The following is a 23,121-nucleotide window of genomic DNA, read 5'->3' on the forward strand; positions in this document are numbered from 1 at the left end:
GATAGCCCCGTACACGCGCGGCAAACCGTGACGCAGGACAAGTCGGCGCAAGGTCTTGCTCGACCGTTGAACGAGTGTTTAATATACTGAACATGTGTTTAACCAACAGCCCGTTCCGCAAGGATCCGCCGAGGATCTGACCACCGCGGCGCGCATTCGCGATACCGCGATCGAGGTGTTCGGCGAACACGGATTCCAGGTCGGAGTCCGCAAGATCGCCGCAGCCGCCGGCGTCTCCCCCGGTTTGGTCAACCATCACTTCGGTTCCAAGGACGGCCTGCGGGCCGCCTGCGACGATCGGGTGTTGCAGTTGATCCGCGACGAGAAGGTCAAGGCGATCACCGCGTCGTCGGTGAAGGCGGGCATGCTCGATGCCCTGGCCGAGATCGAGTCGTACGCGCCGCTGGTCGCCTACATGGTGCGCAGCCTGCAGGCGGGAGGACCGATGGCGGAATCACTGTTCGAGCACATGGCCGCCGATGCCGAGGGATACATCGAGAAGGCGGTCGAGGCGGGCACGATCAAACCGAGCCGAGATCCGGCGGCACGCGCCCGTTACCTGATGCTGCTGAACGTCGGCGCAACGATGCTGTACATGCAGATGCGCCAGCACCGCGACGAGAAGATCGACTATCGCAAGGCGATTCGCGAGCTCTCCGAAGAACTCACCCCACCAGCCCTGGAGTTCTACACCCAGGGGCTGCTCACCGATCCCACGATCTTGGACACATTCACCAAGGAGAAGTGATGTCCGACATCATCGAAGTCCGCGATCTGCGTAAGACTTTCGGTCACGTCACCGCGCTGGACGGCCTCGACCTCACCGTGGCCGAAGGCGAGATCCACGGCTTCCTCGGCCCCAACGGCGCGGGCAAGTCCACCACCATCCGGGTGCTGCTGGGCATCCTGCGCGCCACGGGCGGGCGAGCCAGGTTGTTCGGCCGCGACCCGTGGGCCGACGCGGTCGCCCTGCACCGCGAATTAGCCTATGTGCCAGGCGATGTCACGCTGTGGCCGTCGCTGTCGGGCGGGGAAACCATCGATCTGCTGTCCCGGATGCGGGGCGGTCTCGACGTGCGGCGGCGCGACGAGCTGATCGAGCGCTTCGATCTCGATCCCCGCAAGAAGGCACGCACCTATTCCAAGGGCAATCGCCAGAAGGTCGCGCTCGTCGCGGCGCTGGCCTCCGACGCGCCGCTGCTGCTGCTCGACGAGCCGACCTCGGGTCTGGACCCGCTGATGGAGCAGGTCTTCCGGGAGTGCGTGCGCGAGGCGCGGGAGCGCGGCGCGACCGTCCTGTTGTCCAGCCACATCCTGTCCGAGGTCGAGGTGCTCTGCGACCGGGTGACCATCATCCGGGCCGGGCGCACGGTGGAGAGCGGGTCGCTGTCGGATCTGCGCCATCTGTCGCGCACGTCGATCACCGCCGAATTGACCGGGGACGCGGGCGATCTGAGCCGCATCCCGGGCGTGGAGGACATCGAACTCGACGACCACACGCTGCGCTGCCAGGTCGACAACGAGCACCTCGGCGAGCTGATCCGGGTGCTCGGCGACGCGGGCGTGCGCAGCCTGACCAGCACGCCGCCCACGCTGGAGGAGCTGTTCCTGCGGCATTACCACGTCGACGGTCACGACGCCGAGTCCGGCGCGGCCACCGGGGAGAAGGTGCGAGCATGACCACCGCCATCGCCGGCCGCGCCGCGGCGGCGCCGGCATTCGGTGTTTCCGGCGACTTCGCGGGCACCGGACGGTTGCTGCGGTTGTATCTGCGGCGCGACCGGATCGTGCTGCCGCTGTGGACGCTGCTGATCGGAGTGATGCCCGCCTTCCAGGTCGTCAGCATCAAGGATCTCTACGACAATCAGGCGTCCCTGGACAGCTTCGCGCGGACCACGGCCGACAGCCCCGCGTTGATCGCCATGTACGGGCCGGTGTTCAGCTCCGCGCTCGGGTCGATCGGCACCTGGAAGGCCGGGGCCATGTACACCATGATCGCCATCGCCACGGTGCTGACGGTGATCCGGCACACCCGCGTCGAGGAGGAGACCGGCCGCGCGGAGCTGGTGGGCGCCACCAGCATCGGCCGCTACGCCGGTCTCACCGCCACCGTGATCATGACCTACGCGGGCGCGGCGCTCGCCGGAGTCGTGTGCGCGCTGTCGCTCTACGGCACCGACCTGCCACTGGGGGGATCGCTTGCCTTCGGCTCCGCCCTCGCGGCGTCGGGCATCGTCTGGGCCGCGGTGGCCGCGGTCGCCGCCCAGGTGAGCTCGGGCGCCAGGGTGGCGCGCGGCGTGGCGTTCGGCGCGCTCGGCGCGGCCTTCGCCCTGCGCGCGGTCGGTGACGCCGGAAACGGCGTGCTGTCCTGGTTGTCCCCCATCGGCTGGTCGCTGCAGATCCGCCCGTACGCCGATGAACGCTGGTGGGTGCTGCTGCTGTTCGCCGCACTCGCCGTGCTCGCCACCGCCGTCGCCTACGCGTTGCTCGGCAATCGCGACATCGGTTCGGGACTCATCGCCGAGCGTCCGGGGCCGTCCGCGGCGGCGGCGATCCTGTCCGGCCCGTTCGGGCTCGCCTGGCGGTTGCAGCGCGGCACCCTGCTGGCGTGGACGATCGGCTTCGCCCTCTACGGCCTGCTCATCGGCGGCGCGGTGAACAGCGTCGGCGACATGCTCGACGGCAGCGCGTCCATCCGCGACATGGTCACCAGGATGGGCGGCTCACAGCAGTTGCAGCAGTCCTTCATCACCTACGCGATCACGATGCTCGCCGCGGCCGCGTCCGCCTATTCGATCTCCGCCGCCCTGCGGTTGCACGACGAGGAGACCAGCGCCAGGGTCGAGGCCACGCTATCGGGCGCCGTCGGGCGCGTCCGCTACGCGCTGAGCCACGTCGGCTTCGCGCTGCTCGGCCCCGCCGCGGCACTGCTGGTCTCCGGCGTGGCGATCGGCGTCGTCTACGGCGGCACCGGCGGCGGCCTCGGCACCAAGCTCGGCCAGTCGCTGGCCGCCGCCGCGGTGCAGGTGCCCGCGGTGTGGGTAGTCACGGGGATCGCGGTCGCGCTCTACGGCGTCGCACCGCGGTTCGCGCCGGTCGCGTGGGGCGTGCTCAGCGCCATGGTGGTGATCTTCTTCGTCGGCTCGCTCGACGGCCTGCCGCACTGGATGCTGGATCTCGTGCCGTTCGTCCACCCGCCGAAGGTGCCCGGCTCCGAATTCCAGGCTCAGCCGCTGCTGTGGCTGCTCGCGCTCGCCGCGACGCTGCTCGCCGTAGGCATCACCGCCTTCCGCCGCCGCGACCTGCGCTGACAGGTCCGGCTCGTGGCCCGCGCGAATCCGCTTCGCGCGGGCCGCTTCCGTCCGGATGCGGTTCGACTCGACGCGCGGCGCGATGGACCGCCACGATGCCGACGACGAGATCTTGATGTTCCGCATGGGGTGACGCAGCGCGGCATCGACGCCAGCGATCGGGTTCACGTGCTGGATACGCGCGCAGTTCACCTGCGCGGGCGCGGGCCACCGGAAACCTGCACCGACGCTCACGGCGGTTGCGCACCGAGCCGTCCTCGACGCGGGCACGTTCGCGTCGAGGCCGACGCCAGGGCGGTCGAGCTGCGTAACGCGACGGGACAGGTCGTGCTGCCCATGGCGTTCGAGCTTTCAGCGCGACACGGGCCCAGCCCCCACGATGAGCGACGCGGGCCCCACCCTCACAGTGACGCCGGTGGGCGCGCCCCGAGCGCCTCAACCAGTCCGTCGGCGAGGATGCGCCGGCGTGTCACCCGGCGTGCTCGATCCCCAGCTTCCCCGCCAGGCGGGTGAGATAGGCCCGCACATCCTCCGCGGAACGGTCGGGCAGTCCGAAAACCGCTTCCGTGACCCCGGATCCGGCCCAGCGCGCCAGTTGCGCGGCGTCGTGCCGCCCGGCCAGCGCCACGACCTCGGGGCTGTCGGCGCGTTCTTGCTCGCGCCATACCCGGTGCAGCAGAGCGATCTTCTGGTCCAGGTCGTCCTCGGTGGGTGTGGTGATCCATCCGTCGGCGTGCTTCGCCAGCCAGGTGAAATTCTTCTCGGTGCCCGCCGCGCCGAGCAGGACGGGAATGCGCTTCTGCACCGGCTTCGGCCAGGACCAGCTCGCGCCGAAGGTGACGAACTCGCCGTCGAAGCGGGCCTCCTCTTCGGTCCACAGCGCGCGCATCGCCTCCAGGTGCTCCCGCAGCACCGTCCTGCGCTTGCCCGCCGGCACGCCGTGGTGGGCCAGTTCGTCGGTGTTCCAGCCGAATCCGACACCGAGGCTGACCCGGCCGCCGGAGAGATGATCCAGCGAGGCGATGGTCTTGGCCAACGTGATCGGATGGTGTTCGGCGGGCAGCGCCACCGCGGTGGACAATCCGATGCGCTCGGTCACCGAAGCGGCGGTGCCCAGCGCGACCCACGGGTCCAGGGTCCGCAGATAGCGGTCGTCCGGCAGGCTCGCGTCGCCGGTGCGCGGGTGCGCCGCGGCACGGACCACCGGGATGTGGGTGTGCTCGGGCACATAGAACGTGTCGAATCCGGCACGCTCGGCGGCCACCGCCGCGTCCGCGGGGGTGATGCCCCGATCGCTGGTGAACAACACGATTCCGTACCGCACCGTACGCGCTCCCATCGCCGAAATTAGAACAAGTTCTACCACGGATCGCCGGGGGCACCAAGGGGCCGGGCACAACCGGCGCGCCCGCCGCGACCCGCACGGATGCCGAGAAGTCATCCGATGACTAGGTTCGCCTCCATGAGTCCTGACGCAACTTCCGTAGGCGATCCCACCACCGAACGGGTGGATCACTTCGGCTGGCGTCGCGGGCTTCGCCTGCGGCGCGCCCGGCCGATTCCGGTCGTCACCCAGGCCGTCGGCCTGCTGGTCGCGGACCGGCAGGCGACCGCGGACACCATCGTCACTGCGCCGACGCCGTTGCAGCCGATCGACCTCACCGACGACGCCAGGGTCGCCGAGGTCCTCGACCTCGCGGTCCGGGTCGGCGAAGTGGTGCTGGCCTCAGGCACCGGCGTGGTGGACACCACCACGACGGTGCGGTTCATCGCCGCCACCTACGGGCTGTCCCGTTGCAGCATCGACGTCACCTACGACGCCATCCGCATCTGGGCCGACCGCGGCCCCGCGCTGCCCCCGGCCAGCACGATGCGGATCGTGCACTACCGCGCCCTGGATTTCACCCGGCTCGCCGCCGTGGACCGGCTCACCCGCCGGATTCGCAACGAGGTGGTCCCGCCGCAGCAGGCCCGCGCCGCACTGGACGCGATCACCTCGGCGCCACACCCGTATCACCGGTGGACGGCCACCGCGGCGTGGTCGCTGATGGCGGCGGCGATCGCGGCGCTGCTCGGCGCGGGCGCCCTCGTGGCCGCGGTCAGTTTCGCGACCACCGCGGCGATCGACCGCGCCAATCGCGTCCTCAATCGCTACGGGCTGCCGTTCTTCTTCCAGCACATGGTGGGCGGGGCCATCGCGGCGATCCCGGCCATCGTGCTGGCGAGCCTGGCCGCGCGCCTGCGGATCGACGTCGACCCGACCCTGATCATCGCGGCCGGAATCACCGTGTTGCTCAGTGGATTGCAGCTGGTCGGCTCGGTGCAGGACGCGATAACCGGCGCGCCGATCACCGCAACGGCCCGCATGCTGGAGGTGATGATGATGACCGGCGGCATCATCGCGGGCATCGCGCTCACCCTGCGCATCGCCGATCTCCTCGACGCCACCGTGCCGCCGGTCTATCTGACCTCCTCCCGCGACCTCACCGACCTGCCGGTGAAGATCCTGGCCGGTGCGGTGGCCGCCCTGGCGTTCGCGCTCGCCTGCTACGCCGAACGACGGGCGCTGGCCGCAGCGGCGGGCAGCGGCGCCGCTGGCATCATCTGCTTCCTCGCCATCCAGGAGGCGGGTTTCGGCCCCGTCATCTCCTCCGGCGTCGCGGCGACGCTGGTCGGCCTGGCCGGTGGCCTGATGGCCCGCCGCGCGCTGACACCGCCGCTGGTCGTCGCCGTCGCGGGCATCACTCCGCTGCTTCCCGGCCTCAAGGTCTACCGCGGGCTCTACGCGCTGCTCAACGACGAACTGCTGATCGGGGGCAATCAGCTGCTGTCGGCCTTCGGCATCGGCTGCGCGCTCGCGGCGGGCGTCACCCTCGGCGAATGGTGCGACCGCACCGTGCGCAGACCGCGGATACTGCGCCGGTTCGGCTCGCTGCGCCGCCCGATCGTGCGGCGCCGCCGCCGTTCGGCGCCCGCGCAGTGAGCCGCGAGGCGCATGCGCGCCGAACGCCCGCCCGGTAACCTCATATCGAACTGGTCAGGGCGCCGCGATCGGGCGGCGCCCCGGTGTGAGGTGAGGTGGTTCGGACATGTCGGAAGCAGTGCCGTTCTCGACGCAGATCCGCACCGCCACCGCGCAACAGCATGCGGAGGCGGAGAACTCCCGCTTCATGAGCGACATGCTCGGCGGATCGCTCGGCGTCGACTCGTATCACCGCTACACCGGTCAGCTCTGGTTCATCTATCGCGCGCTCGAACAGCGGTGGGCCACGCTGGCCGACGACCCGGTGGCCGGGCCGTTCATCCGGCCCGAGCTGGCCCGCACCGCCGAACTCGAGCGCGACCTCACGCATCTGCTCGGTCCCGGCTGGCGAACCGGCCTGGAACCGTTGCCGGCCACCGCCGCCTACGCCGAACGCATCGACGAGTGCGCGCGCGAGTGGCCCGCCGGGTACATCGCCCATCACTACACCCGTTATCTCGGCGACCTGTCCGGTGGGCAGGTCATCCGCGGCACCGCGGAGAAGCTGTGGAACCTGCCCCATCGCGGCGACGGAGTCCGCTTCTACGTCTTCGACGGCGTGGGTAATCCGGCGGCGTTCAAGCGGGAATACCGCGGCCTGCTCGACCAGCTGGACCTCGACGACCTGGAACGCCGCCGCGTGCTCGACGAGGGCAAGCGCGCTTTCGCGATGAACACCGCGGTCTTCGAGGAACTCGCCGAACAGTTCCCGGCCGCGCAGTAGCCGGACCGGCACGGCGCATCCCCCTGTGCCGCGCCGCATTTCGGCCGTCGTGCGCGAACGCCGCCGCCGTGGGACAGTCATGGTATGAGAGCGCGCCGTCGCATCGCCGTGATTCTTGCCGGTCTCGCCGGCGCCGGTCTGGTAGGGGGTTGCGGCACGACGTCCGATCCCGGCAGTGGTCCCGGCCCGTCGACGGTCGCCGGGATCGTGCCCCTGATCTCGACGAACGACCTGCGCGGGGCGCAACCGGACGAGGTGCACCTGTTCGGCTTCAACGACCTGCACGGGAATCTGCAGCCGCCGAGCGGATCCAACGGCAAGATCGCGCACTACGAGGCGGGCGGAGCCGCGTACCTCGCCACCCATCTCGCCCGGCTGAAGGCGGCGTATCCGTCCAGCGCCGTGCTGGCGGCCGGGGACAACATCGGGGCCAGTCCGCTGATCTCCAGCCTGTTCCACGACGAGCCGACGATCGACTTCCTCGATCACGTGGGAGTGGCCGCGTCCGCGGTCGGCAATCACGAATTCGACGACGGCGTACTGGAATTGGCGCGCTTGCAGCGCGGCGGGTGCGCCTACGACGGATGTTCTCCCGGCGCCCCGTTCACCGGCGCGAAGTTTCCCTATCTGGCGGCGAACGTCACCGACGCGCAGGGCAACCTGCCGCCCGCGCTGCGTCCGTGGACCATGCTGGAGGTGGGCGGCCACCGCATCGGCGTAGTCGGCACGGTCACGCCCGAAACCGCGAGTATCGTGCTGCCCGAAGGGATCCGGGGCTTCCACTTCGGCGACGAAGCCGCCGCGATCAACCGCTACGTGCCGGAGCTGAAGGCGGCGGGCGCCGAGGCGATCGTGGCGCTGGTGCACGACGGCGGTTCCCAGCGGCCAGAGCGGGACGCGGCGCTGGACTACAACGGTTGCGCGAACGTCACGCCCAACGTCACGGGACTGGCCGAGCGCATCGACCCCGCGGTCCGGGCGGTCTTCACCGCGCACAGCCACCAGCCCTACGTGTGCACCATCGGCGGCAAGGTGATCACCCAGGCGGCCTCGTACGGGCGGCTCATCACCGATGTCACGCTGCGTTTCGGCAGCGACGGCGTGCACGCCTCGGCGGTCAACCGCGTGGTCACCCGCGAGGTGACGCCCGACGCGGAGACCACCGCGCTGATCGATTTCTACACCGAACAGTCGCGCCCGCGCGCGGGCCGCGTGGTCGGCGCGACCGCGACCACTCTCCCGCACGATCCGGCGCCTGCGGGCACCTCACCACTGGGCGATGTGATCGCCGATTCCATGCTGTCGGTCACGGCGGGTCCGGCCGCCGCCGTCGCCGCCTTCATGAACCCCGGCGGCGTGCGCGCGGACCTGAAGCAGGGACCGGTCACTTACGGCGACCTCTTCACCGTCCAACCGTTCGGCAACCAGGTCGTCACGCTCACGCTGACCGGCAGCCAGCTCCTGCGCCTGCTGGAACAGCAGTGGAACGACTCCGGCAGAGCGACGATCCTCTCTCCGGCGGGGATCGGCTACGCCTACTCCGCCACCGCCCCCGCGGGCGCGAAGGTGATCGCGCACAGCGTCCGCATCGCGGGCCGGCCGCTCGACCCGGTCGCCACCTATCGCATCACGACCAACAACTTCCTGGCCTCGGGGGGCGACGGATTCACCGTCTTCACCGAGGGCACCGATACCGCGGTGGGCCCGACCGACCTGGACGCCCTCGAGACGTTCCTGCGCGACAAGCCTCCACTGCAGACGCCGCCCGCCCGCGTCGAGAAGAAGTAGCGGCACCGGCCGCCATCTATTTGCTGGACACTCGACCAGAATCCGGGTAACTGGAAATCTTTGTAACACATACCGTTTGACCTGCGCAGACGGGTGATCAGTCCCACATGGTGAACGGCTCATGATCGCTTGCCGGGGTCGAGAGCGGTCGATTACTCTTCAGTAATAAGTCAGGACGAAGGTGTTCCTACTTTCGGCCCGACGTCTGTCGCTGGGGGCCGAATCACGCTGTCCGCATCCATTGCCGCATGCCGGATGACTTGTGCGACAACAAGGTTCGAGTGAACAGCAGGAGAGTGCGATGGCCACTTACATCGTGACGGGCGGAACCGGATTCCTCGGCAGGCGGGTTGTGCAAGACCTGCTCGACCACGACGCGGAAGCGATCGTCCACGTGCTGGTGCGCGAGACGTCGCTGGGGAAGTTCACCGATATCGCCTCGGGCTGGCGCGGCGCCGAACGGGTCTACGCCCTGATCGGCGATCTCACCGCCGAAGGACTCGGCTTGGCGTGCGAGGCGCCGCAGGCCGACCACATCGTTCACCTCGGCGCCGTCTACGACATGACGGCCGACGAGGACACCGCGCACGCCGCGAACGTCACCGGCACGCGTTCGGTGCTGGCCCTGGCCGCCGAACTGGGCGCGGTGCTGCACCACGTGTCCTCCGTGGCGGTGGCGGGCGACCACAAGGGCAAGTTCTTCGAGGAGGACTTCGACCTCGGGCAGCAGCTGACCTCGCCGTACCACCGCACCAAGTTCGCCGCCGAGAAGCTGGTCCGCGAGTCGCGCGGGGTGCGCTGGCGGGTCTATCGGCCCGCGATCATCGTGGGCGATTCCCGCACCGGCGAGATGGACAAGATCGACGGCCCCTACTACTTCTTCGGCGCGATCGCGCGGCTGGCCACGCTGCCGTCCGATCTGCCGTTGCCGCTGCCCGATCTCGGCGCGACCAATATCGTTCCGGTCGATTACGTTTCGGCCGCCATGGGAGAACTGATCCGCCGCCCCGGCCTGGACGGACGGACCTTTCACCTGGTCAACCCGGAACCGCAGCCGTTCGCGGAGGTGTACCGCGCGCTCGCCGCGGCGGCGGGCGCCCCGACCGGCCTGGGCACGGTGCCCGGCAGCGGCTTGGCCCTCAGCGGCCTCGCACACATCCCCGGCGTCACCACCGTGCGCGATTTCCTGCTCGAACAGGTGGGCATCCCCGCCGAAGTCGCTCCGCACACCTCGTTCTCCGCGGAGTTCATCAGCGACTCCACCCGCGCCCAGCTGCGCGGCGCCGGTCTGACCGTGCCGTCGTTCGACAGCTACGCCGAGCGGTTGTGGCAGTACTGGCGCGATCACCTCGACCCGCAGCGCGGCCGCGTGTCGGTCACCGGCGACCCGCTCGCCGGACGGATCGTGCTCATCACCGGCGCGTCCTCCGGGATCGGTCTTGCCACCGCGCACGCGGTCGCCCGGCGCGGCGCCACGGTCCTCATGGTCGCGCGCGGGCACGACGACCTCGCGGCCGCCGCCGAGGCGGTCCGCGCGGAAGGCGGTGTCGCGCATACCTATCCGTGCGACATCACCGACTCCGAAGCGGTCGAGAAGCTGGTGCAGTGCGTCCTCGACGACCACGGCCACGTCGACTACCTGGTGAACAACGCGGGCCGCTCGATCCGCCGCTCCGTGCTCAATTCCACCGACCGGATGCATGATTTCGAGCGCACCATGGCGGTGAACTACTTCGGCGCCGTGCGGTTGATCCTCGGACTGCTGCCGTCGATGCGGGCGCGCCGCTTCGGGCACGTGGTCAACATCTCCTCGATCGCGGTGCAGACCAAGGTGCCCCGGTTCGCCGCCTACGTGGCGAGCAAGTCGGCGCTGGACAACTTCAGCGAGATCGCGGCGGTGGAGAACCGGGATGCCGGGATCACGTTCACCTCGGTGCGGATGCCGCTGGTGCGGACCCCGATGATCGCGCCGACCGACCTGTACCGCGCGCTTCCGGTGCCGGATCCGGATCAGGCCGCCGCGATCGTGGTGCGCGCGCTCGAGGACCGGCCGCATCGCATCGACACGCCGGTCGGCACCTTCGCCCAGGCGGTCGAATTGCTGATGCCGTCGGTGAAGCGGCAGATCATGCACCAGGGTTTCCGGTTGTTCGGGGAGTCCCGCGCGGCGCGCGGCGACTCGCACGACCGTCCGGCCGAGTCGTCGCCCGCCACCGAGGCGTCCGGCGGCCCGCTGTCCGCGCTGGCTCCGGTGATCATGCCGCTCATGGCGCTGCCAAGGCCCGCGGCGCGCGTCGCGCGGGTCGTTCCGGGTCTGCAGTGGTAGCCACGCACAGCTGAGGGTGGGGCCGGGTTCGAACCGGTCCCACCCTGTCGTTCCGGGATGTCACACCCGGTCCACCGCGAACGCCACGGCGGGCCGCATGGCCCACCGGTAGTCCGTGTGCGCAGCCGGACGGATGCCGCCTTCACACACCGGATCACCGCTCGCGCAGTAGTTTCCGGTCCGCCAGGCGTATGGGTCCGGCACGTTCCAGCCGATCAGCCGGATCGGGTCGCCGAACAGCAGCACCGCGGCCACCCGGGATTCCAGATCCGCGGGCAGTGTGTGGATGCCACCGAGCACCGTCACGATGCCGGTGCCGAGGACCCCGTGGGTGACGACGGCGCCTTGCGAGAAGCCGACCAGGATGAACCGCTGGTCGGGGCACCTCGCCGCCTGCCAGATCACGTGAGCGGTCATGTCCTGGGTGCCGCGGCTGATGGAGGACGGGTCGAGCAGGTCGGCGGGGTAGTCCACCCGATAGGCCTGCGAATCGATCGGAAGCGTCTGCCACAGTGCGTCGTAGAGCGGGTCGCCCACCACCGAACCCAGATATCCGGGTTCATGGGTGCCTCTCGCGACGACGACGTCGACCGCCGCGCAGGACGCCGCCCATGCGTGCATGCCCGTCGCGGCCCCGAACGCCGCTGCGAGCAGTAGCACGGCGAATGCCCTTGCCACACGCCACTTCTCGAACTGGATTACCTTCCGGTTGGCCATCGTGCTCACCTACTCACGCCGTTGTGAGACAGCCGAGCGACACTTGTCAGTGACAATTACTCGGCTATATCCGCGAAGGTAGGAACGGCTTCGCCGGTCGTCAAGCAACTCCATCCGACCGATACGGAGTCAGCGCCGAATCGTGTTCTACGGGACGAGAACTGCCGCTCCGGCGAATCGTCCGCGCGCGAGGTCGGCGAGCGCCCGATCGGCCATGTCCAGGGAATACCCGTGCGTGGTCAGATGTATCCGGTGTTCGCCCGCGAAAGCCAGGAATTCGCGAGCGTCCGCGCGGGTATTCGCGGTCACCGAGCGAATCTCCCGTTCCTGGAACAGATGCCGCTGGTAGTTCAATGCGGGAATGTCGCTGAGATGGATACCGGCGACGGCGAGGACTCCGCCCCGATCGAGCGCCGCGAGCGCGGGCGGCACCAGTTCACCGACGGGCGCGAACAGGATCGCCGAATCCAGCGGCACCGGAGGGGGATCCGCCGCCCCCTGCACGGAGGCCGCACCCAGCGCGGCGGCCAGCTCCCGCGCCGCCGGGTCCCTGGTCATCACGTGCACCTGCGCTCCGCGTGCGGCGGCCACCTGAGCGGCGATGTGGGCGCTGCCGCCGAAACCGTAGATGCCCAGCCGCCCGCCCGGCGGCACCGCGGCCCGTAGCAGCGCGCGGTACCCGATGATGCCCGCGCACAACAGCGGAGCGGTGTCGGCGTCGGAGTACCCGGCGGGCAGGCGCAGTGCGTATGCCGCTGGTACACAAGCAAATTCGGCGTAACCGCCGTCGGCATCCCAGCCGGTGTAGGCCGAATGCGGACAGAGGTTCTCCGCTCCGCGCAGGCAGAACTTGCACTCCCCGCACGTGTGCCGCAGCCAGGCGATGCCCACCCGGTCCCCCACCGCGAAGCCCTCCCCCTCCGCGGCCGGCCCGAGCGCGGCCACCTCGCCGACGACCTCGTGCCCCGGCACCACCCCGGGGCGGTGCACCGGAAGGTCGCCTTCGGCCACATGCAAGTCGGTCCGGCACACTCCGCAGGCCAGCACACGCACCAGCAGCTCCCCGGGACCGGGTTCGGGGACGGGTGCGCGCTGCGCGTCCAGCGGCCCGCTCTCGATCGCACCGGGCCTGCGCACCCGCCAGCAGCGCATCGCGGGCGCATCGCTGCGAACTTCGCTCATCGGATCACCTCGCACCGATCGGATCGACACGGATGGGGCACCCCGGCGGTAGCCAGCGCCGGAATCACCCTACTCGGGAAATACGGCACGCAGCCCGACGACCTCTGATACATTCCTGTATCGAGTACATTCCTGTATCCAATGCACCCGAACGAGGAGGTGCCCGATGACGTCCGACGCCGCGCAGGCCGCGCCGGCCCGGGTCACCCGCCGCCGCGCCGAAACCAGGAACCGGCTGCTCACCGCCGCCTACGAGGCGTTCGCCGAGGAGGGCTTCGGCCGCGCCACCGTGGAGCGGGTGTGTGAGCGCGCCGGATTCACCCGCGGAGCGTTCTACTCGAACTTCAGCTCGCTGGACGAGTTGTTCCTGGCCATGTGGGAGCAGCGCTCCACGGCGATGCTCACGCAGGCGAGCGCCATCCTGGACGAGATCGCGGCCGAGGGCACCGACGACATCCGCGCCGCGGTCCAGCGGCTGGAACGCGCGGTGCCGGTCGATGAGGGCTGGTACCGGATCACGGCCGAATTCACCGCGCACGCCCTGCGCACCCCCGCGCTGCGCCGAGTGATGGCCGCCCGCGAGGAGGCCATCGTCGCCGCCCTCATGCCGACGATCGTCGCTGCGCTCGCCCGCGGCGGCCGCATCGTGCCCGATCCGGAGGCATTCGGGCAAGCGCTCATCGCCGTGCACGACGGCACCAGCGTGCAGGTGCTGATGGAGCCGGACAACCAGGCCGTGCGCGAGCGCCGCACCGAACTCTTCCACCACGTCGTGCTGGCCTACAGCACCGCAACCGAAGGATGAACATGTCCCACAGCAGCCCCGAAGTGGACGTCCTCGTCGTCGGCGCCGGGCTGGCCGGCCTGGTCGCCACGCACGAACTGGTCAAGGCCGGCCGCACAGTGCACGTGCTTGACCAGGAGAACCGCAACAATCTCGGCGGCCAGGCGTTCTGGTCGCTGGGCGGGCTCTTCTTCGTCGACAGCCCGGAGCAGCGGCGTCTCGGCATCGAGGACTCCTACGAGCTGGCCCTGCAGGACTGGCTCGGCTCGGCCGGGTTCGACCGCGACGACGAGGACAAATGGGCCCGGCAGTGGGCGCAGGCGTACGTGCGGTTCGCCGCCACCGAGAAGCGGGACTATCTGCGCGAACTCGGCCTGCGCGTGACGCCGCTGGTCGGCTGGGCCGAACGCGGCGGCGCGGGCGCCGACGGGCACGGCAACTCGGTGCCGCGCTTCCACCTCACCTGGGGCACCGGCCCCGAGGTGGTGCGGGTCTTCGCCGAGCCGGTGCTCGAGGGCGAGCGGCGCGGGCTGGTCCGCTTCGGTTTCCGCCACCGGGTGGACGAATTGATCGTCGAGGACGGCGCGGTGATCGGCGTGCGCGGCGCCGTGCTGGAGGACACCGATCTGGAACGCGGCCGCGCCTCGTCCAGGACCGAAGTCGGCGGGTTCGAGTTGCGCGCCAAGGCCGTGATCGTGGCTTCCGGCGGAATCGGCCACAACCACGAGCTGATCCGGCGCAACTGGCCCACCGAGCGACTGGGCCCGTGCCCGGAGACCATGATCTCCGGCGTGCCCGCGCACGTCGACGGCCGGATGCTCGCCATCACCGAGGCCGCTGGCGGCGCCATCGTCAACCGGGATCGCATGTGGCACTACACCGAGGGCATCGTCAACTGGGACCCGATCTGGCCCGACCACGCCATCCGGATCATCCCCGGGCCGTCCTCGCTGTGGTTCGACGCCAACGGCAAGCGCCTGCCCGCGCCGTGTTTTCCCGGATTCGATACGAACACGACCATGAAGGAGATCCTGAAGACGGGTTACGACTACTCCTGGTTCGTGCTCACCCAGTCGATCATCGAGAAGGAGTTCGCGCTGTCGGGCTCCGAGCAGAACCCGGACATCACCGGCAAGGACCTCAAGCTCACCCTGAAGAGCCGCGTCGCCAAGGGCGCGCCGGGCCCGGTGGAGGCGTTCAAGCGGCACGGTGTCGATTTCGTCGTCGCGGACACGCTGCGCGAGCTGGTCGAGGGCATGAACAAGATCGCGCGCGGACCCCAGCTCGACTACGACGACCTGGAACGCCAGATCATCGCGCGCGACCGGGAACTGGCGAACAAATACGGCAAGGACAGCCAGCTCATGGCGATCGCCAACGCGCGCCGGTACCTCGGCGACCGGGCGGGCCGGGTCGCCAAACCCCACCGCATCCTCGATCCCGCCGCGGGCCCGCTGATCGCCGTGCGGCTCAACATCCTCACCCGCAAGACTTTGGGCGGCCTGCAGACGGACCTGGATTCGCAGGTGGTCCGGCCGGACGGCACGGTGTTCCCCGGCCTGTACGCCGCGGGTGAGGTCGCCGGATTCGGCGGCGGCGGGGTGCACGGCTACAACGCGCTCGAGGGCACCTTTCTCGGGGGGTGCATCTTCTCCGGCCGGGCCGCAGGGCGCGCGCTCGCCGCGAAACTGGCCTGATCGGCCTATCGCCGGCAGCCGGACGCGACCGTGACGGGCCCCGTCGCGGTCGCGAGCGACGGCGACGACGCGAAAGACGGCGCGCCCGAATAGAGCCGGGTACCCGCCGGATACCGGCCCGGTTCCACCACCACCTCGGCGATCTCGGCCTCGTTGCCGAAGACGTCCGTCACGCGCGCGGTGAACGGGCCGGGGCCAGCACCGGAGATGGTCCAATAGTTGTCCCCTCGGCGGGTGAGCTGTCGCCACGGGCCGCCATCGGCTGGGCGAACAGCCGCTTCGCGCAACGGATTCCCGGTGCCGCCGAACAGGATGCCGAACCAGGACGCGGAGGAATCCGGTTGTACCTCGTAGGTCAACTCCTGCGCCGGTTGCGGGTCGCGGACCAAGCGGTAGCCGACCCGCGCCACGCCGTCGCGCGGATCGGCGATCCGCTCGAACGCCGCCGCGCTCAGATCCAGTTGCCCCGGAGCGCATGCCGGGCAGTGGTCGACCACCATCGCCCGGACCGACCCGCGTGGACCCGCGATGTCCAGATAGGCCCCGCAGAGGTCGGCGCGCCCGTAGCCGGGAGTGGACAGCCCGGCATAGTAGCCGTCGGGCGGCAGCGCACGGAACGAGCACGAGACCTGTCTGCCGAACACGTAGTAGCGCGCCTCGGCGGACATATCCGGCCCGATCGGCGCGAAAGTCACCGCGGACACCGGGAATCGGGACGGTGCGGACACCTCGTCGAGCGGACGCGCGGCGCCGCAGGTCGGCGCCGACGGCCGCACCAGCCAGACGACCACCGCGAGGGTGGCCAGCGCTCCTGCGGCAAACCATAGCCATTCGGCACGGAATGGTCGCTCCTGGATCGGTACCCGGTGCATCGCTCCCCCGGCTCCGGCTCGGCTGCTCACGGACTTTCCATCCTGACCTCACCAGGAAAGCAGCCCGGCCGCCGCCGCGCACGGCGAACGAAAATTATCCGCAGTGAAAGGCAGGCGATTCAGCAAGTGCGCCGCTAATTCCGGCCATTCCGCTCAGCGACGGCAGCCGCGGATCGGAAATGATCCGGGCGTGGCCCGTGCGCACCGGAGCAGGCCCCCTTCACCGCCTGTATCGAGGGCAGAGGGTTCGCGCTGCCTCACGGGCGATCTCGGCCAGCGCACGAGCCAGCCGCGCGGTGTCCGGCGCCGCCACGTCGGCGCAGGCCCGGCTCGACAGCGACACCGCGGCCACCGCCGCGCCGCGACCGCGAATCGGCACGGCCACGCACGTGATGCCGGGCACGGATTCCTCGTTGTCGACGGCGACGCCCTGGCGGTTGCGGATGCGGCCGAGTTCGCGATGCAGTTCGGAGCGGTCGGCGAGCGTGCGGGCGGTCAACTGGGGCAGGCGATCCCGGAAGGACGCCTCCACGATGCTCGGGTCCAGCGTCGCCAGCAGCGCCTTGCCGAGGGCGGTGCTGTGCGCCGGCATCCGGCCGCCGAGCCGGGTGGGCACGCTCGCGGCGATCCGGCCGCCGATCTTGTCCAGGTACAGCACATCGTGGCCGTCCAGAACGCCGAGGTGGCCGACCATGCCGGTCTGCCGGCACACGTCGTGCAGCAGCGGACTCACCGCGTCGCGGATCTCGTTGTGGTCGGCGGCGAGGCCGCCCAACTCCAGTGTGCGCAGGCCGAGACGGTAACCGCCGGGCGCGTGCGCCAGCCAGCGCAACCGGACCAATTGATCGAGGATGCGATGCACGGTCGAGCGCGGCAGCCCGGTGCGCTCGGACAGTTCGACGAGGGTGAGCGTCGGCGTAGCGCCGTCGAACGCCTCCAGAATCAGCGTCATCCGCTCGATCATCGATACCGGAGGCGGGCTCGGTCGTGCTGCCGATCCTGATCCGTACGGTAACTCCCCCGGCTCGGGATCGGTCATCACCTCGACCGTCATTGCCAACAACCTCCACGCGTGCTCGCGTAGAGCTTAGAGGGCACTAAGCGGACCCGTGCCCGGAATCAGCCTGGGCGAACAGCCACTCGCGGGTGTTCCGCTCGGCCAGCAGCGGCAAGAAACCGACCACGGTGGCGTGGTCGGCGACCTGGTCGTAGGAGGCCTGGAGATGGTCCTCGATCGCGGCTTCGCTGACGACGCCGCCGAATTCGTTCTCCAAGCGCCGCGCGGCAGCTTTCAGCGCGAGTTCCTGATCGAGGGCGGTTTCCTGGCTCGGCTGGTGGGTGGCGGGACGGTCGGTCATCGCGAATTCCCCTGGTCGTGACGAGATCGGGCACCTCGGCGCTGCCGTGACCGCACGGCAACGCCCGTCCCACGAATACCCGGTCGTGCCGGCTCGACACCCTCGGCCGAAATCCACCAAAATAGAACACGTTCTTGTCTGTGGAAGCTGCGCGTGCCAGGCTCGACAGATGGATCTCGACGCCATCGAAGCCGTCCGCCAGCTGAAGTATCGCTACTTCCGCACCCTCGACCTCAAAGAGTGGGACGAGTTCGCCGACACCCTCGCCGCGGACGCGCAGGGGCGCTACGGCACGCACGCCATGGGCGAGCCGCTACAGCTCGACGGCCGTGCGGCCATCACCGCGTTCATGCGGGAGAACCTCGGGCCCTCGCTGGTCACGGTCCATATCGCCAACCACCCCGAGATCGTCGTCGACGGCGCGACGGCCACCGGATCCTGGGCGTTCGAGGACACCGTGATCGCCACCGAGTACGGGGTACTGATCCGGGGGGCCGGCTACTACACCGACACCTACCGCCAAGACGCCGACGGCAAGTGGCGCATCGCCTCCACGGCCTACCGGCGCGTCTACGAATCCATGCAGTCGCTGTCGGACACACCCAGCTTCCACCTGCTGTCCAACATGTGGGCGCCGGACAAGTGACGGGCGCACCGGGCGCCACCCGATAGTCGCGCGAAATCGGTCCACTATCCGCCCGGTGGCGCTGGACGGTCCCGCGCCGCCCGGCGGATGCTGCCACCATGCCCTCGCTAGCGCCTGACGAGTTCACTCCCGAGATCACCTATCTGAACACCGCCTCCTTCGGTCTGCCGTCCGCCCGTGCCCTTGCCGCGGTGCGCGATGCCAGCGCGAGCTGGGCGACCGGCCGCAACGGGCCGACCTCCCAGGTGGACCTGCTGGTACCCGACCTGCGCGCGGGGTTCGCCCGGCTGCTCGACGGCGCTACCGCCGACGACATAGCGCTCGGCAGCGGTGTCGCGGGGCTGATCGCGCCCGTGGCCGCGGCACTGCCACCCGGCGCGGAGGTGCTGCTGCCGGAAGGCGAATTCGCCTCGGTGTCCATGCCTTTCGTCTACCGGGGCGACCTGGCCGTGCGGTTCGCGCCCTTGGCGGAGCTGGCCGCCCAGGTGCGGCCGGAGACCGCGCTGGTGGCGGTGAGCGTCGTGCAATCCGCGGACGGCCGGGTCACCGATCTCGCCGAACTGCGCGCGGTCACCCGAGCCAACGGCGCGCGCCTGCTCGTGGACGCCACCCAGGCCGCGGGCTGGCTGCCACTGCGCTTCGCCGACGCGGACTATTGGGTCTGCGCCAGCTTCAAATGGCTGATCGGCGCGCGCAGCGTCGCGTTCCTGGCCACGCCGCCCGAACTCGTCCCGCAGCTGCGCCCGATCGGTTCCAGCTGGTATGCCGCCGAGGACCGCTGGGCGGAGCTCTACCGCCCCAGCGCGCTACCCGCGACGGCACGCCGTTTCGACACGACGCCCGACTGGCTCGGCGTCGTGGCCGCGCTGGCAGGGTTGTCGCTGATCGAGGAACTCACCGTCGACAAGATCGGCGCACACGACCTGGAACTCGCCGACGATTTCCGAGCGGGACTGCGCGCACTGGGTTTCGAGCCGGTCGATGCGCGCTCGCCGATCGTCTCCGTTCCTGGCGCGGGCGATCTGGCGGCCCGGCTCGAACAGGCGGAGGTGGTCGCCTCGGCCCGTGGCGGCGGTCTGCGGTTCGCCTTCCATTTCTACAACAGCGCCGAAGATGTCGAACGGGCGCTGTCCGCACTGCGCGCCGGGTAGATCCCGCCGCCTGCTGCCCGAGCACGGTAGGCCGGTGGGTCCGCAACCGCATCTCGACTGCGGACCCGCGACTGGAGCTCGCGGATGAGGTCGAGCGGGCACTGCTCCCGCCAGCCTGTCAGCTCCAGCGCGTGACCGCGGTCCGATCGGCCGCAGCGCGTCTGGCAAAAACACTCTGCTGCGCGCGCTGGCCGAAGGCTGAGGTCGAGCGGGGACTGCTCGTGCCGAGAGCCGGCCTACTGTGCTCGGTCCGTCCTGGTCCTGATCGGTCGAGCAGCAGTCAGGCGCTGGGACTGATGGGCTTGCGGGAGCAGAGCAGTGCCGGTTCCGAAGCCGTCCGGCAGATCCAGTGTTGGACCCGCGACCGAGGGTGCGGTTGCGGGTCCCCCGGTCTACCGTGCTCGGGTCCGCCCTGATCCTGATGTCAGTCCCCGTGGCGGCCGCGACCGCCGGGCGGGTCGGGACCGGCGGCGCGGCATGCCTTGAAGCCCCGCCGCCGGTCGCGGACCGCCGAACCGCCGCCCCGAATCAGTTGGGAACCCGATCGAGCCGGAACCTCCGCGCAGCCGACGCGGCGATCACCGGCCAGGGCGGTGCGCGGGAGCGGTGATCAGCGGGAGATCCAGCGCGGTGCGGATTCCGGCGGGTGCCGCGACCACCGTGGGAATGGCGTTGACGATGCGCAGGCCGGTCGCCAGGACGGTCGCGTAGTTGTGATCCCCGTTGCGGCTCGAGGTCACCAGGTCCAGCGCGTAATTCGGCTCGCCCGTGATCTCGACGCGGTAGGAGCCCTCCGGGTCCGCCGGCTGCGGCCAGTCGGGACACAGGTCGGGGCGCAGCCGGGTCACGTGCTCGAGCACCGTGACGGGCGTGTCCCCGACCATGCCCCTGACTTCGAAGCGCAGCGCCGCCGCGGTGCCCTCGGCGATGTGCCCGGTCGCGATGTCGAACGACTCCGGCGCGGGGATGCGCTCGTAGGTCTGCGTGACGGCGTCGAGGGTGACCCCGATCCCGGCCGCGAGCTGACGAACCGTGCCGCCCCAGGCGAGCGACAGCACGCCGGGTTGCAACAGCATGGGCGTCTCGTCCATGGGCTTGCCGAAGCCCATGATGTCGAACATGACCGCGCGATTGTCGTAGCTGGCGTAGTCCACGATCTCCAGACAGCGCAGCTGGTCGATGCGCAGACAGGTCCCCGCGAGCGCGAGCGGCAGCAGGTCGTTGGCGAAACCTGGGTCGATGCCGTTCACCCACAGCGACGAATTGCCCTGCGCTGCCGCCTCTTCCACCGGCTTCAGCAGCTCGTCGGGCAGCACACCGTAGGGATACTGGAAGAACACGGGGGCACACGCGACGACATTGATCCCCGCGGCAAGGATGCGCTGCAGATCCTGCACGGCCTCGAAGAGCCGGTTGTCGGTCATGCTGCAGTAGACGACGCAGTCCGGACGCGACGCGAGCAACGCGTCCGCGTCGGTCGTCGCGGTGACTCCCACCGGATGATCCAGCCCCGCGAGCGTTCCGGCATCCGTGCCGCTTTTGGCGGGACCGGACACCCACACGCCGGTCAATTCCAGTTCGGGATGGGCGATCACGCCGGCCAGGGCATGCCTGCCCACATTGCCGGTGCCCCATTGCACTACGCGATATGTCATGTCACAGGTCCGGGATCGGGAGGTCGAGGTTGGGAACGATCAAGCCGCCGTCCGGCTCGAGAATCTTGCCGGTGAGGTACTTCCCCGCGGGCGACACCAGATAGAGCGCGGCCGCGGCGATGTCCTCGGGTTCGCCGATCCGGTGCAGCGGCGTTTTCGACTCCAACTCCGCCCGCATGGCGTCGTTCGCGGCGACCACCTCCAGCGCGGAGGTCAGGATGGAGCCCGGCGCGATGGCGTTGACCCGGATACGCGGATTCAGATCGAGGGCGGCGAGTTTGGTGTAGTGGGCGAGAGCGGCCTTGGCGGTGCCGTATGCCGCGAATGCACGTCCTGGCAGCCGCCCCATCGTGGACGTGATGTTGAGAATCGAACCGCCACCTGCTGTTTCGAGCATGCGCGGCACCGCCGCCCTGACCAGGGCGTGCGCGTTGGTGACATTGAATTCGAAGGCTTCCGTCAATGCCTGCGGCGTCGTGTCCAACAGCGGGCACGGCAGCGCGCCGCCCACGTTGTTGACCACGATGTCCAATCGCCCGAAGCGTTCGACAGCCGCCCCGGCGAGCGCCGCCGTGACCTCGGCGTCGCTCAGATCCGCGGGCACCACGTGCGCCTGCCGTCCGGCGGCGGCGACCCGCTCGGCAACCTCGTCGAGCTGGCTCTTGGTGCGGGCGGCGATGACGACATCCGCGCCCGCCTCCGCGAAAGCGACCGCGATAGCCGCGCCCAGGCCACGACCCGCGCCGGTGACTATGGCGACCTGATCATCGATGCGGAACAGATCCAGAATCATTGGCGCTCCCTACCCGTCGAACTGACGAATATTCGACAGTCTGTGATCTAATATTCGTCATCGTAGGTCGCTCACCCGAGCCGGGACAAGAGGTTGCCGCCATGCCGGACCGATCCGCGTCGCCGCCGACGCGTCGCGTCGTCGATATCGTGTCGCTGCTGGCGACTTCCGGGGAGCCGATCAGCGTCGCAGGCATCGCCGAACGGCTGGGCATAGCCCGCGCGACCGCGACCGCGATCCTGGCCGAATTGGATACGGCCGGTTGGGTCGTGCGCGATCCGGCGCGCGGTTACGGCATCGGTCCGGCTCTGGTGGGATTGCACGGGGCCGCGCTTCCCCATGACGTGGGCGAACTTCTCGCCGGCCTGGCCGCCCGGACCGGTTACGGCGCCACGTTCAGCCGCATCGAACCGGATCGGCTCACCGTGCTCGACGTCCGGCACGGCGTCGACCGAGTGGTGCCGGGAATCCCGGTGGGACATCGCATTCCGCTGCAATTCCCCGCCGGGGCCAGTGTGATGCCGTGGCGTCCGGCGAATGAGCAGAACACCTGGCTGGGCACTGCCACCGGGGCGGATCAGCGTATGGCGGGTGCGCTGCTGGCGTTGGTGCACGAACGCGGGGTCGCGGTGTTCCGGCCGCGCGCGGATGATGCGGGCATGGTCGATCTTCTCGCCGATCTGCTCGGCGCGGTCGGATCCGAATTGCTTCGACCGCATCTGCGTACTCGCGCTCTTCGCCAGCTCGCCGCGCTCACGTCCCGGCCTTTCACGCGGGCGGAATTGGATTCGGACGACATATTGCCGCTGAGTTATCTCGCGGCCCCGGTTTTCGACGCGAGCGGCACCGCGGCCTACGAAATTCAGCTGGGACCGCTGCGTGCCGCGACGACGCGCGTGGAACGCGACGAATTCATCGATGCGACGCGCGGCACGGCAGCCGAATTGACGACCGCGCTCACCGCCGGCCGGCATGGCAAGTAATTCCTGGAATTTTCCAGAAACGACGAAAGGCCCTCGACTGTGTCGAGGGCCTTTCGTGAAAGGATGTTCCGGCGGTGTCCTACTCTCCCACACCCTGTCGAGTGCAGTACCA

The 23,121-nt window shown here is 69.7% G+C and carries 20 protein-coding genes; 12 read left to right on the forward strand and 8 right to left on the reverse strand.

The features are described from left to right. Positions 1 to 94: 94 nt before the first annotated feature. Genes ACH49X_RS19310 through ACH49X_RS19320 form a run of 3 tightly spaced genes read left to right on the forward strand, consistent with a single transcriptional unit; the run spans position 95 to position 3,311 of the window. The gene (locus tag ACH49X_RS19310) at positions 95 to 748 is read left to right on the forward strand and encodes a TetR/AcrR family transcriptional regulator (RefSeq protein ID WP_195047157.1); all 654 of its coding nucleotides are present in this window, start codon (positions 95 to 97) and stop codon (positions 746 to 748) included. Further along, positions 748 to 1,680: an ATP-binding cassette domain-containing protein gene (locus ACH49X_RS19315; RefSeq protein ID WP_195078986.1), complete on the forward strand. Its 933-nt coding sequence runs from the start codon at positions 748 to 750 to the stop codon at positions 1,678 to 1,680. The genes ACH49X_RS19310 and ACH49X_RS19315 overlap by 1 nt, the downstream gene beginning before the upstream one ends. Then, positions 1,677 to 3,311 (forward strand): ABC transporter permease, encoded by a 1,635-nt coding sequence (locus ACH49X_RS19320; protein WP_357208812.1) that lies wholly within the window; start codon positions 1,677 to 1,679, stop codon positions 3,309 to 3,311. The genes ACH49X_RS19315 and ACH49X_RS19320 overlap by 4 nt, the downstream gene beginning before the upstream one ends. A 469-nt stretch (positions 3,312 to 3,780) precedes the next feature. Here the strand turns inward: ACH49X_RS19320 and ACH49X_RS19325 are convergent, their stop codons facing one another. Beyond that, on the reverse strand, positions 3,781 to 4,635 hold the full coding sequence (locus ACH49X_RS19325; protein ID WP_195079412.1) for an LLM class F420-dependent oxidoreductase: 855 nt from the start codon (positions 4,633 to 4,635) through the stop codon (positions 3,781 to 3,783). Between the two features lie 138 nt (positions 4,636 to 4,773). Between ACH49X_RS19325 and ACH49X_RS19330 the strand changes: the two genes are divergently transcribed. The 4 genes from ACH49X_RS19330 to ACH49X_RS19345 all read left to right on the forward strand — a co-directional run bounded on the left by ACH49X_RS19330 (position 4,774) and on the right by ACH49X_RS19345 (position 11,171). Next, positions 4,774 to 6,294: a threonine/serine exporter ThrE family protein gene (locus ACH49X_RS19330; RefSeq protein WP_195078984.1), complete on the forward strand. Its 1,521-nt coding sequence runs from the start codon at positions 4,774 to 4,776 to the stop codon at positions 6,292 to 6,294. Between the two features lie 106 nt (positions 6,295 to 6,400). Further along, the gene (locus ACH49X_RS19335; RefSeq protein ID WP_357208813.1) at positions 6,401 to 7,057 is read left to right on the forward strand and encodes a biliverdin-producing heme oxygenase; all 657 of its coding nucleotides are present in this window, start codon (positions 6,401 to 6,403) and stop codon (positions 7,055 to 7,057) included. 84 nt (positions 7,058 to 7,141) lie between these two features. Further along, complete coding sequence (locus ACH49X_RS19340) at positions 7,142 to 8,845, forward strand: 5'-nucleotidase C-terminal domain-containing protein (protein WP_357208815.1); 1,704 nt, start codon at positions 7,142 to 7,144, stop codon at positions 8,843 to 8,845. 301 nt (positions 8,846 to 9,146) lie between these two features. Then, a complete protein-coding gene (locus ACH49X_RS19345) occupies positions 9,147 to 11,171 on the forward strand; it encodes an SDR family oxidoreductase (protein ID WP_357208817.1) in 2,025 nt (674 codons plus the stop codon). A 60-nt stretch (positions 11,172 to 11,231) separates the two neighbouring features. On the opposite strand, the gene ACH49X_RS19350 is transcribed toward ACH49X_RS19345, so the two are convergent. Beyond that, positions 11,232 to 11,888 carry a cutinase family protein gene (locus tag ACH49X_RS19350; protein ID WP_195078980.1) on the reverse strand — a complete coding sequence of 219 codons (657 nt, stop codon included), beginning with the start codon at positions 11,886 to 11,888 and terminating at the stop codon, positions 11,232 to 11,234. 147 nt (positions 11,889 to 12,035) lie between these two features. After that, the gene (locus ACH49X_RS19355; protein ID WP_195079411.1) at positions 12,036 to 13,040 is read right to left on the reverse strand and encodes a zinc-binding alcohol dehydrogenase family protein; all 1,005 of its coding nucleotides are present in this window, start codon (positions 13,038 to 13,040) and stop codon (positions 12,036 to 12,038) included. A 196-nt stretch (positions 13,041 to 13,236) separates the two neighbouring features. Between ACH49X_RS19355 and ACH49X_RS19360 the strand changes: the two genes are divergently transcribed. Both ACH49X_RS19360 and ACH49X_RS19365 read left to right on the forward strand, forming a co-directional pair. Next, on the forward strand, positions 13,237 to 13,875 hold the full coding sequence (locus ACH49X_RS19360; protein WP_195078979.1) for a TetR/AcrR family transcriptional regulator: 639 nt from the start codon (positions 13,237 to 13,239) through the stop codon (positions 13,873 to 13,875). After that, positions 13,872 to 15,551: an FAD-binding dehydrogenase gene (locus tag ACH49X_RS19365; RefSeq protein WP_357208819.1), complete on the forward strand. Its 1,680-nt coding sequence runs from the start codon at positions 13,872 to 13,874 to the stop codon at positions 15,549 to 15,551. Before ACH49X_RS19360 ends, ACH49X_RS19365 begins: the two co-directional genes overlap by 4 nt. Before the next feature lie 5 nt (positions 15,552 to 15,556). On the opposite strand, the gene ACH49X_RS19370 is transcribed toward ACH49X_RS19365, so the two are convergent. The 3 genes from ACH49X_RS19370 to ACH49X_RS19380 all read right to left on the reverse strand — a co-directional run bounded on the left by ACH49X_RS19370 (position 15,557) and on the right by ACH49X_RS19380 (position 17,781). After that, positions 15,557 to 16,453, reverse strand: coding sequence for an expansin EXLX1 family cellulose-binding protein (locus ACH49X_RS19370; protein ID WP_195078977.1), 897 nt, complete (start codon positions 16,451 to 16,453; stop codon positions 15,557 to 15,559). A gap of 190 nt (positions 16,454 to 16,643) precedes the next feature. After that, entirely contained in the window at positions 16,644 to 17,375 is a 732-nt protein-coding gene (locus ACH49X_RS19375) for an IclR family transcriptional regulator (protein WP_357103519.1), read from the reverse strand. 145 nt (positions 17,376 to 17,520) lie between these two features. Further along, a complete protein-coding gene (locus ACH49X_RS19380; RefSeq protein ID WP_195078975.1) occupies positions 17,521 to 17,781 on the reverse strand; it encodes a three-helix bundle dimerization domain-containing protein in 261 nt (86 codons plus the stop codon). 169 nt (positions 17,782 to 17,950) lie between these two features. Here ACH49X_RS19380 and ACH49X_RS19385 point away from each other — a divergent pair, with 169 nt between their 5' ends. Both ACH49X_RS19385 and ACH49X_RS19390 read left to right on the forward strand, forming a co-directional pair. Beyond that, positions 17,951 to 18,427: a nuclear transport factor 2 family protein gene (locus ACH49X_RS19385; RefSeq protein WP_357103523.1), complete on the forward strand. Its 477-nt coding sequence runs from the start codon at positions 17,951 to 17,953 to the stop codon at positions 18,425 to 18,427. 98 nt (positions 18,428 to 18,525) lie between these two features. After that, positions 18,526 to 19,578, forward strand: a complete 1,053-nt coding sequence (locus ACH49X_RS19390) for an aminotransferase class V-fold PLP-dependent enzyme (protein ID WP_195078973.1) — start codon at positions 18,526 to 18,528, stop codon at positions 19,576 to 19,578. Between the two features lie 578 nt (positions 19,579 to 20,156). Here ACH49X_RS19390 and ACH49X_RS19395 read toward each other — a convergent pair. Both ACH49X_RS19395 and ACH49X_RS19400 read right to left on the reverse strand, forming a co-directional pair. After that, on the reverse strand, positions 20,157 to 21,233 hold the full coding sequence (locus tag ACH49X_RS19395) for a diacylglycerol kinase (RefSeq protein WP_357208820.1): 1,077 nt from the start codon (positions 21,231 to 21,233) through the stop codon (positions 20,157 to 20,159). Between the two features lies 1 nt (position 21,234). Then, positions 21,235 to 22,026: an SDR family oxidoreductase gene (locus tag ACH49X_RS19400; RefSeq protein WP_357208821.1), complete on the reverse strand. Its 792-nt coding sequence runs from the start codon at positions 22,024 to 22,026 to the stop codon at positions 21,235 to 21,237. On the opposite strand from ACH49X_RS19400, the gene ACH49X_RS19405 reads away from it, so the two are divergent. Further along, on the forward strand, positions 22,026 to 23,009 hold the full coding sequence (locus ACH49X_RS19405; RefSeq protein ID WP_323124105.1) for a helix-turn-helix domain-containing protein: 984 nt from the start codon (positions 22,026 to 22,028) through the stop codon (positions 23,007 to 23,009). The two genes, ACH49X_RS19400 and ACH49X_RS19405, sit on opposite strands and share 1 nt — an antisense overlap. The last annotated feature ends 112 nt before the right edge of the window (positions 23,010 to 23,121 follow it).

It is taken from the genome of Nocardia sp. NPDC019323 (assembly GCF_044389845.1).
GTDB lineage: Bacteria > Actinomycetota > Actinomycetes > Mycobacteriales > Mycobacteriaceae > Nocardia > Nocardia implantans.